At 66.1% G+C, this 9224-nt stretch carries 8 protein-coding genes and 1 riboswitch; of the genes, 3 read left to right on the top strand and 5 right to left on the bottom strand.

The genetic code is table 11. The features are described from left to right. A partial coding sequence (locus ACRDTL_RS07030) for an isocitrate lyase/phosphoenolpyruvate mutase family protein (RefSeq protein WP_431505994.1) occupies window positions 1-550 on the top strand: 550 nt, incomplete at its 5' end. Beyond that, on the top strand, window positions 547-1671 hold the full coding sequence (locus ACRDTL_RS07025; RefSeq protein ID WP_431505993.1) for a bifunctional 2-methylcitrate synthase/citrate synthase: 1125 nt from the start codon (window positions 547-549) through the stop codon (window positions 1669-1671). The genes ACRDTL_RS07030 and ACRDTL_RS07025, both read left to right, overlap by 4 nt. A gap of 78 nt (window positions 1672-1749) precedes the next feature. Here ACRDTL_RS07025 and ACRDTL_RS07020 read toward each other — a convergent pair whose 3' ends face one another. From ACRDTL_RS07020 to ACRDTL_RS07005, 4 genes are all read right to left on the bottom strand, one after another. After that, on the bottom strand, window positions 1750-2229 hold the full coding sequence (locus tag ACRDTL_RS07020) for an LGFP repeat-containing protein (RefSeq protein ID WP_431505992.1): 480 nt from the start codon (window positions 2227-2229) through the stop codon (window positions 1750-1752). A gap of 15 nt (window positions 2230-2244) precedes the next feature. Beyond that, window positions 2245-2880: a TetR/AcrR family transcriptional regulator gene (locus ACRDTL_RS07015; RefSeq protein WP_431505991.1), complete on the bottom strand. Its 636-nt coding sequence runs from the start codon at window positions 2878-2880 to the stop codon at window positions 2245-2247. Window positions 2881-2889: 9 nt separating this feature from the next. Beyond that, window positions 2890-3969: an oxygenase MpaB family protein gene (locus ACRDTL_RS07010; protein WP_431505990.1), complete on the bottom strand. Its 1080-nt coding sequence runs from the start codon at window positions 3967-3969 to the stop codon at window positions 2890-2892. Window positions 3970-4036: 67 nt separating this feature from the next. Next, window positions 4037-4420 carry a thiol-disulfide oxidoreductase DCC family protein gene (locus tag ACRDTL_RS07005; RefSeq protein ID WP_431505989.1) on the bottom strand — a complete coding sequence of 128 codons (384 nt, stop codon included), beginning with the start codon at window positions 4418-4420 and terminating at the stop codon, window positions 4037-4039. 78 nt (window positions 4421-4498) lie between these two features. On the opposite strand from ACRDTL_RS07005, the gene ACRDTL_RS07000 reads away from it, so the two are divergent. Continuing rightward, window positions 4499-6247 carry a DUF3556 domain-containing protein gene (locus tag ACRDTL_RS07000; RefSeq protein WP_431505988.1) on the top strand — a complete coding sequence of 583 codons (1749 nt, stop codon included), beginning with the start codon at window positions 4499-4501 and terminating at the stop codon, window positions 6245-6247. 43 nt (window positions 6248-6290) lie between these two features. On the opposite strand, the gene metE is transcribed toward ACRDTL_RS07000, so the two are convergent. Beyond that, the gene (gene metE, locus ACRDTL_RS06995) at window positions 6291-8564 is read right to left on the bottom strand and encodes a 5-methyltetrahydropteroyltriglutamate--homocysteine S-methyltransferase (RefSeq protein WP_431505987.1); all 2274 of its coding nucleotides are present in this window, start codon (window positions 8562-8564) and stop codon (window positions 6291-6293) included. Window positions 8565-8671: 107 nt separating this feature from the next. Continuing rightward, window positions 8672-8877: riboswitch (cobalamin riboswitch) on the bottom strand. Window positions 8878-9224: the final 347 nt, after the last annotated feature.

Raw genomic sequence — 9224 nt, 5'->3', positions numbered from 1 at the left:
GGTCAACCCCAAACGGTGCGGCCACCTCGACGGCAAGGCCGTCGTCTCGACGACCGACATGGTCAAGCGGCTGCGCGCAGCAGTTTCGGCGCGCCGCGACCCAAACTTCGTCATCTGCGCCCGCACCGACGCCGCAGGCATCGAAGGACTGCCCGCGGCAGTCGACCGGGCACGCGCCTACGCCGACGCTGGTGCCGACCTGATCTTCACCGAAGCGCTTGCCGACCTCGCGGAGTTCGAGCGGTTCCGCTCGGCGCTGGACATCCCGCTGCTGGCCAACATGACCGAGTTCGGCAAGTCGCCGCTGCTGAGCGTGCGGCAATTGTCCGACATCGGCTACAACGTCGTCATCTACCCGGTCACCACGCTGCGGCTGGCGATGTTCGCCGTCGAGGCAGGCCTACGCGAAATCAACTCGGCGGGAAAACAATCCGGCCTTCTGAACCAGATGCAGCACCGCAGTCGGCTCTACGAGCTACTGCGCTACGCCGACTACAACCAGTTCGACAACGACATCTTCAACTTCACCCTGAAAGGAGGTAGCCGATGAACGCGACCGCTGAGATCCACAAGGGTCTGGACGGTGTGGTCGTCGACACCACCGCCATCTCCAAGGTGGTCGCGGAGACCAACTCGCTGACCTACCGCGGCTACCCGGTCCAGGATCTGGCCGCCCACTGCAGTTTCGAACAGGTCGCCTACCTGCTGTGGCACGGCGAACTGCCCACCGACGCCGAACTCGCGCTGTTCTGCCAGCGCGAACGCGCCAGTCGCCGGCTGGACCGCTCGATGTTGTCCCTGTTGGCCAAGCTGCCCGAGAACTGTCATCCCATGGATGTGGTGCGCACCGCGATCAGCTATCTGGGCGCCGAGGATCCCAACGAGGACGACAGTGCCGAATCCGCAAATTACGCCAAATCGCTGCACATGTTCGCGGTGTTGCCCACGATCGTCGCCGCCGACATGCGCCGGCGTCGCGGATTGGCGCCGATTGCACCGCATAGCCAGCTGGGGTATGCCGAGAACTTCCTGCGGATGTGCTTCGGTGAGGTGCCCGACCCCTTAGAATCTCCGGTCGTCTCCGCGTTCGAACAGTCGATGATCCTCTACGCCGAGCACGGCTTCAACGCGTCCACGTTTGCAGCGCGGGTGGTGACGTCGACACAGTCGGATATCTACAGCGCGGTGACCGCGGCGATAGGTGCGCTCAAGGGTCGGCTGCATGGCGGCGCCAACGAGGCCGTCATGCACGACATGATCGAGATCGGCCAACCCGACAAGGCGTCGGAATGGTTGCACGGCAAGCTGTCTCGCAAAGAGAAGATCATGGGCTTCGGGCACCGCGTCTACAAGAACGGTGACTCCCGGGTGCCGACGATGAAAGAGGCGTTGACCCGGGTCGCGGAGGTACGCGACGGCCAGCGTTGGCTGGACATCTACCGGGTGCTGGAGACCGAGATGTTCGCCGCCACCGGGCTCAAACCCAACGTGGACTTCCCGACCGGGCCCGCCTACTACTTGATGGGATTCGACATCCCGTTCTTCACGCCCCTGTTCGTGATGAGTCGCATCACCGGTTGGACCGCCCATATCATCGAGCAGACCGGCTCCAACGCACTCATTCGCCCGCTCAGTGAGTACTCCGGCCGGCCGCAGCGGGCGCTGGGCTGACGATCCGCGAAAGTGCAACTAGCAACGCATTTCCCGAAGTAGCCCCGTCGGTAACCGCACTCTCGCGGTCGCGGTCCGCTATGTGTGAATTTCAACGTGTGGTTGATCGCCGGTGTAGGTGATGGCGCCGTGTTGGAACTGCGACTGCCAGCCGCCCGGAACGGATTTTTCGTCAGTGGTGGGGTAGCCCAACGGGCCACCGGCGCCGCCATACTCGTCCTCCCAGGTGCCGCGGATGGCATCGCGCACAATGTGAGCACCGGTCTGCGGTGACCAGTAGATCGCACCGTTCTCGAAGATCGTCCGCCGGCCGCCGTTGGGGACCGGTTGTTCGGTGCCGATCGGCAACCCGAGCGGGCCGTTAACCCCGTCGACGGACTGGTATTTCGCCAGGATCTCACCTTGCAGTAGCACCATCCCCGCAGCAGTGGCAATTCTGGCGGTGGTTACCGGGCCGGCGTTTTCGATGGTGCCTCCGGCGCCGGAGCACGCCGTTGCGAGGGTGGCGGCAGTGGCCACGGCGGCGACGAAACCACGGCTGTCACGGCTGAAATGCACTGTGTTGTCTCCTTTTCAATGTCGACTGGTAGCCCGCAATGCGCGGTACGCGGCCCTGCCGACAATCTCGGCAAGGCCGTCGGGTGTCCACTTCTGCTGGGCATCGAGCATCGTGCGCGCGGCCGTTTCGCAGATCGCGAGGAACACTTCGGTGAGTACCGGCAGGACGCGATCGATGTCGTCGACGCGCCATCGGTCCAGCAGTGGGCGCATCACCGTGGCGACCCGGTCGGCGATCTGTGCCCGGCCGCGCGCGATGGCGCCGCTCAAAACGGGATCCGGGTCGGCTGCGACCATGATTTGCCAGGACGCGGGACGCTCGCAAACGGCGGCCAGCAGTGCACGAAAACCGTCGACGAACATCTGCTCGATCGAACCGGTCCGCCGCGGTGGGAGCATGGTGAGCATGTTGGTAAGCGCCCACTGGTTCTCGCGGTCCAACAGGGCGGCAAGCAGTTCGCCGCGTCCGGGGTAGCAGGCGTAGACGACCGGCCGGGTGACCTCCATCCGCTCCGCGACAGCGGCCATCGTCACGTTCGCCACACCCTCTTCGGCGGCGATCTCCAGCGCGGTGTCGAGCACCTGTGGCCGACGACGTTCGGGTCCCAGATGCTCGGCCCGGGTGCGATTCGCAGTCTTCGGCAGCGTCATCGGGTCTGGTCACCCCACTGTGCCGAGAATTCGTTCGGACTCGACGATGCCCTCGTCGCTGGGCGGCCGGCCCTGGCCGAACACCCGGATCCGTTGCTTCTCGCGGAAGTCGCGGTGGGCCTGCGCGGGGTTGGGATAGCCGTAGCGCGCTTGGGCTTCGCGAGGCGTCGTGGTGACCGGATTGGCCGGCGGGACTGACCGCAGGACCCGTGCGCCGATCCGCAGCGTGGTGGGGGAGAGCAGTCGAAGCAGCATCAGCTGCAACCGCGTGCTCATGCTGATCGCGGTGAACCCGGCACGCAGCGGTGGAACCACCAGCGCGTCCAGCACCCGGGAGGTCGGCAGTGCGGCCATCGTCCGCATCCACCGCGGCATCGTCGCCAGCGTGCCCCGTCGCAGGAAGCCGGTGATGATCTGGGTGAACGGTCGCAGCGGCAGCGGCATCGGCGGCGGCATCACCTCGGCCCGCAGCAGATGCTGCATCGCCTGCTTGGCGATGTCGGAACCGATCAATTGGGGACGCATCTCCTCGAAGTACTGTCGAATGCCCTCGCGGGTGCGCGGGACGTCGGCGGGATCGCAGGTCTGCAGCTCGGCGGCGCGGGCACATTCGGCCCAGTACTGCGCCTCCTCCGTGGCCGGGAGCCGGCCGGGGCCGTACTTTTCGTAGGCGACCAGGATGGAGTGCCAGGCGGTCAGGTGGATCCACAGCTGGGAAGCCGGATCGTTGGCGTCGTAGGTACCGCCGGTGACCGGGTCGGTGCCGATGGCCTTGGAGTGGACCTTGACCAGCACGTCGGCGGCCTCGGTGGTCGATCGGCTGTCGCCGAAGGCCACCATGGCGAAGTAGCGCAGCGTCCGGTCGTAGCGGGTGCGCGGCCGGTCATAGATCTGGTGGGTTTTGTCGACCGAGGCAACCAGCGCCGGGTCTAGTTCCTCGATGACGACCGAGCGTTGGAACCCGATCGACAGCGCCGTCGGGTAGCTCCACACCTTCCATGTCACCGAGTCGGGGCCGAAGAATCCGTAGTCCTCGGCGGGTTCGGCCTCCGGTAACGACAGCCATTCGCGGATCGCGCTCACAAGCATCCCTCCAGCTTCCTACACTGCGTAGGATTCTGTACGCCGCGGATGCGTTCGTCAAGTTGGCGTCAGTTCAGTGCGAACAAGCTTCCGGATGCGACTGGCAGTAGGGCGTCGTTCCGGGGAAGCGGTAGCGATGCGCAGCGACCCACCGGTAGATGGCTTCTTCGACGAACCGGATGCCGGGGATGCGGTAGAACATCAACGGAAACCTGGTGCCGATCGCCGTCGACACCGCCGCGTTCATGGCCTCCGCGCCGGAGTACACCGCTCCCGACGAGTCCAACCACCGGCCAGAATCGAGCAGGTGCGATGGCGGAATACCGAGTCGTTCAACGACTCCCGGGCCTTGCAGCGGTTCGGTCCGCAGCTTGCCCGTTCGATTGAGCCTCAGTATGAGTTGTACCGACCGCGTGCACATTCCGCAGGTGCCATCGAAGAACAGGATTCCTGACATTGTTCGCCTCCTGCACGCTGCGGGCGATCATACCCGGAACCCACCCGTGCATCTAGAACACGTTCTAATCTGTCCGCCATGGGATTTCTCGAACAGGACACCCCGGAGATCGACTTCGAGGAGTGGAGCAAGGGCACTCGCGCTGAGAAGATCATCCCGATGGCCCGGCACTGGGCCGAGGTCGGCTTCGGAACGCCGGTGCTACTGCACCTGTTCTACGTCGTCAAGATCGGCCTCTACATCCTGGCGGCATGGCTGATCGCGCTGACCACCACGGGGATCGACGGCTTCACCAATGTGGCGCACTGGTACGCCGAGCCGATCGTGTTCGAGAAGGTGGTGCTCTACACGATGCTCTTCGAGGTGGTCGGCCTGGGCTGCGGGTTCGGGCCGCTGAACAACCGGTTCTTCCCGCCCATGGGCTCGATCCTGTACTGGCTGCGGCCGGGCACCATCCGCCTGCCGCCGTGGCCGGATCGAATACCGCTGACTAAAGGTGACGGGCGCACTCCGGTCGACGCACTGCTCTACGGCGCGCTGCTGGTGCTGCTTGTCATCGCGCTCTTCTCCGACGGCGCCGGGCCGGTCCCGGCGCTGCAGACGACAGTCGGGGTGCTGCCGGCCTGGCAGATCTGGGCGGTGCTCGGCGTGCTGGCGCTGCTGAGTCTGCGTGACAAGGTCATCTTCCTGGCCGCCCGCGGCGAGGTGTACGCCTCGTTCACTGTCGCCTTCCTGTTCACCGGCTACGGCGTGGACATGATCCTGGGCGCAAAACTGGTCTGCATTGTCATCTGGCTGGGCGCGGCGACGTCCAAACTCAACAAGCACTTCCCGTTCGTCATCTCGACGATGATGAGCAACAACCCGGTGTTTCGCCCGCGGTTCATCAAACGGAAATTCTTCGAACATTTCCCCGACGACCTGCGTCCTGGCCGGCTGTCGCGCTCGCTCGCGCATTTCAGCACGGCGATCGAAGGTCTGGTGCCGCTGGTGCTGTTCTTCAGCCACGGCGGCTGGCCCACCGCGATCGCCGCGTTCATCATGCTGTGCTTCCACTTCGGCATCCTGTCGGCGATTCCGATGGGGGTGCCGCTGGAGTGGAACGTCTTCATGATGTTCAGCGTGCTGGCGCTGTTCGTCGGCCACGCCTCAGTCGGGCTGGGCGACCTCACCACACCGCTGCCGATACTGCTGTTCGCTGTCGTGGCCGGGACCGTCGTGCTCGGAAACCTGTTCCCGCGCAAGGTGTCCTTCCTGCCGGGCATGCGCTACTACGCGGGCAATTGGGACACCACGCTGTGGTGCATCAAACCGTCCGCAGACCACAAGATCGCCCAGGGCGTCGTGGCGATCGCCAGCATGCCCGCCGCCCAGCTGGAAAAGTTCTACGGCAGCAAGGAAGCCGCACTGATCCCGATGTACATGGGATACGCGTTCCGCGCTTTCAACACCCACGGCCGGGCGCTGTTCACCCTGGCGCATCGCGCGATGGCCGGTGAGAACGAGGACGACTACGTCCTCACCGACGGCGAGCGAATCTGCAGCACCGCCATCGGGTGGAATTTCGGCGACGGGCACTTCAGCAACGAGCAACTGGTCACGGCCCTGCAAAAGCGCTGCCGGTTCGAACCGGGCGAGGTACGCATCGTGATGCTCGATGCCCAGCCCATCCATCGCCAGACCCAGCAGTACCGGTTAGTCGATGCTGCGACCGGCGAGTTCGAGCGCGGCTACGTGCACGTCGCGGACATGGTCACCCGCCAGCCGTGGGACGACACGGTGCCGGTACACGCGCTCGACAGCCCGCCGAGCGTCACGCCAGCGTGACAGCGCGCGTCGAGCGTCACGCCAGCGTGGCTGGGTACCGGCCCTAGCCTGCGGCCCGCACCTCCCGGGCCGCTGCCACCATGTGCTGCAACGACGCGGTCACCTCGTCCGGGTTGCGGGTCTTGAGACCACAATCGGGGTTGACCCACAGGCGCTGCGCCGGAACGGCTTTCAGCGCGGCGTGCAACGACTTCGCGATCTCGTCAGTGCTCGGTACGCGCGGTGAGTGAATATCGTAGACACCGGGTCCCACGCTGTTGGCGAACCCGACCGCGTTGAGGTCGTCGAGCACCTCCATGTGCGAGCGGGCCGCCTCGATCGAGGTGACGTCGGCGTCCAGGTCGGCGATCGCGCCGATCACGTCGCCGAATTCCGAGTAGCACAGGTGGGTGTGGATCTGCGTCGAGTCGGCGACGCCGGACGTCGCCAATCGGAACGCGCCGACCGCCCAGGCCAGGTAGTCGTCCTGGTCGGCGCGGCGCAGCGGCAGCAGTTCGCGCAGCGCCGGCTCGTCGACCTGGATCACCGCGATGCCCGCCGACTGCAGGTCCACGGTTTCGTCGCGGATGGCCAGCGCAACCTGGTTTGCGGTGTCGGCCAGGGGCTGGTCGTCGCGGACGAACGACCACGCCAGAATGGTGACCGGGCCGGTCAACATGCCCTTGACCGGCTTGCCGGTCAGCGACTGCGCGTAGGTGATCCACTCGACCGTCATCGGATGCGGGCGTGCGACGTCGCCGTAGAGGATCGGCGGACGCACACACCGGCTGCCGTAGGACTGCACCCAGCCGTTCTGGGTGGCGAAGAAGCCCTCGAGTTGCTCGGCGAAGTACTGCACCATGTCGTTGCGCTCCGGCTCGCCGTGCACCAGCACGTCGAGGCCGAGTTGCTCCTGCAGCTTGATGACGTCGGCGATCTCGGCCTTCATCCGGCGCTGGTAGGTTTCCTGGTCGATCTCGCCGGAGCGCAGCGCCGCGCGCGCCTTGCGGATCGCCGAGGTCTGCGGGTAGGAGCCGATCGTGGTGGTCGGCAGCGGCGGCAGGTGCAGCCGCGCGTTCTGCGCCTCGCGGCGATCGGCGGCCGCCCCGCGCATCGTGCCGGATCCGATGATCGAGTCGATGCGGGCGCGTACCTGGTTGTTGCGCAGGCGGGGATCCGAGCGGCGAGACTCCACCGCGGCGTTGGACGCCGCGATCTCGTCGGCGACCGCGTCACGGCCGTCGCGCAGTGCCCGCGCCAGGACAGCGACTTCGTGCACTTTCTCGGCGCCGAAGGCCAGCCAGCTGCGCAGGTTGTCGTCCTTGAGGTCCGTCTCTAAGGCCAGCGAGTAGGGGACATGCAGCGTCGAGCATGACGTAGACACGGCAACTGCCTCCGCTGACCCCAGTAGCGTGGCCAGCCGGCTCAGCGCCGACTCCAGATCGGTGCGCCAGACGTTACGCCCGTTGACGATCCCGGCCACCAGCGTCTTGCCGGCCAGCTCGGGAACCGATGCCACCGCCGTATCCGCGCCGCGGGCCAGGTCGATGCCTATCGCCTCCACGGGGGTGCGGGCCAGCGCGGGCAGTGCAGCGCCCGGGTCGCCGAAATAGGTGGCGACATGGATGGCCGGCCGGTTGGGCACCGAGCCCAGCGCGGTGTAGACCTTTTCCGCCAACTGCGGTGCCTCGGCGGAGATGTCGGTCACCAGTACCGGCTCGTCGAGCTGCACCCACTGCGCGCCGGCCTCGGCGAGCAGCGTCAGCAGTTCGGAGTAGACCGGAACCAACTCGTCGAGCCGCTCGATCGGTGCGCCCGCGCCGTCGACCGCCTTGCTCAGTAGCAGGAAGGTGATCGGGCCGATGACCACCGGACGCGCCGGAATATCTTGCTGCAGCGCTTCTTTCAGCTCGGAGAGCACTTTGTCGGGGTTGAGTGTGAATCGGGTGCCGGACGAGATCTCCGGAACCAGGTAGTGGTAATTGGTATCGAACCACTTGGTCATCTCCAGTGGCGCGATGTCATCGGTGCCACGGGCGGCCGCGAAGTAGCGGTCCAGCTCGTCGGCCACACCCTGGACGCGGGCCGGCAACGCGCCGAGCAGCACCGTGGTGTCGAGCATCTGGTCGTAGTAGGAAAACGTGTTCACCGGTACCGAGTCCAGGCCCGCCGCCGCCAGATCCGACCAGGTTTCTCGGCGCAGGCTGGCGGCGACCGACTCCAGCTCGGAGCGGCTGGTCCGCCCTGCCCAGTAACCCTCTGTCGCGCGTTTGAGTTCGCGGCGCGGGCCGATGCGGGGGGAGCCGGTGACGGTGGCGGTAAACGGTTGAGCAGTCACGAGTTCGTCCTTCACTCGACGGGGTGCTCACCGCCGACGGACGTGCAGCCGGTACGGCCGGATGTCCATTCCACGAGGCGATGAGCGGCCGGACGCGGCGCGTCCGGCACAGCCGGCAGGTCTTCGGACTCGCAGGCGCGCACCGGCGTGGTGCTCCTAGTGGCCGTCGCTTCCCAGTCGCTGACCAGTGCTGATGACGGCGGTCGTTCCTGCATACCGCTGCGGGACAGTCCCGGATTCTCACCGGGTTCCCTCTTGCGACGCATGATCAACATGCCCCGCTCGATGCCGACACATCGGCAGACCAGCTGCGTATGCCAGATTACCGTTACTGACGAAGTTGGCCATTGTTGGCCATTGCCGGGGTAACGGTTGCCCGGCCCGGTAGCCGCGTTCTTGTCCGGCCGGGCGGGTGAGATTCGGTTCCTGGCATCCCTGGTCGGTGGCGGCTATCGGTCACCCGCTGGTTGTCGGACACGGCCTGGTCGGTAGCTCTCCCGGGGCGATCCTCCGGTCGCGTGCGGGTCACACCGTTCCGTCGCCGTGCCTTGTGGCCTTGGGCGCGACGCCCGATCACGGTGGCTGCTGCCTGGTGTCGGGTGACGTTTTCATACGGCTTGCGCCAGTGCTGCTCCCCCCAGGCGCTGGTATAGGCGGGGT

The organism is Mycobacterium sp. (assembly GCF_050700595.1).
GTDB lineage: Bacteria > Actinomycetota > Actinomycetes > Mycobacteriales > Mycobacteriaceae > Mycobacterium.
The sequence above is the reverse complement of the archived record's forward strand: the minus strand, read 5'-3'. Positions and strand labels throughout refer to the sequence as shown.

What these genes read in the sequence shown, in the direction of transcription:
- ACRDTL_RS07005 (WP_431505989.1), bottom strand. Translation starts at nt 4,420, where the DNA reads ATGTCAGGAATCCTGTTCTTCGATGGCACCTGCGGAATGTGCACGCGG.
- ACRDTL_RS07000 (WP_431505988.1), top strand. Translation starts at nt 4,499, where the DNA reads ATGGGATTTCTCGAACAGGACACCCCGGAGATCGACTTCGAGGAGTGG.
- ACRDTL_RS07025 (WP_431505993.1), top strand. Translation starts at nt 547, where the DNA reads ATGAACGCGACCGCTGAGATCCACAAGGGTCTGGACGGTGTGGTCGTC.
- ACRDTL_RS07015 (WP_431505991.1), bottom strand. Translation starts at nt 2,880, where the DNA reads ATGACGCTGCCGAAGACTGCGAATCGCACCCGGGCCGAGCATCTGGGA.
- ACRDTL_RS07010 (WP_431505990.1), bottom strand. Translation starts at nt 3,969, where the DNA reads ATGCTTGTGAGCGCGATCCGCGAATGGCTGTCGTTACCGGAGGCCGAA.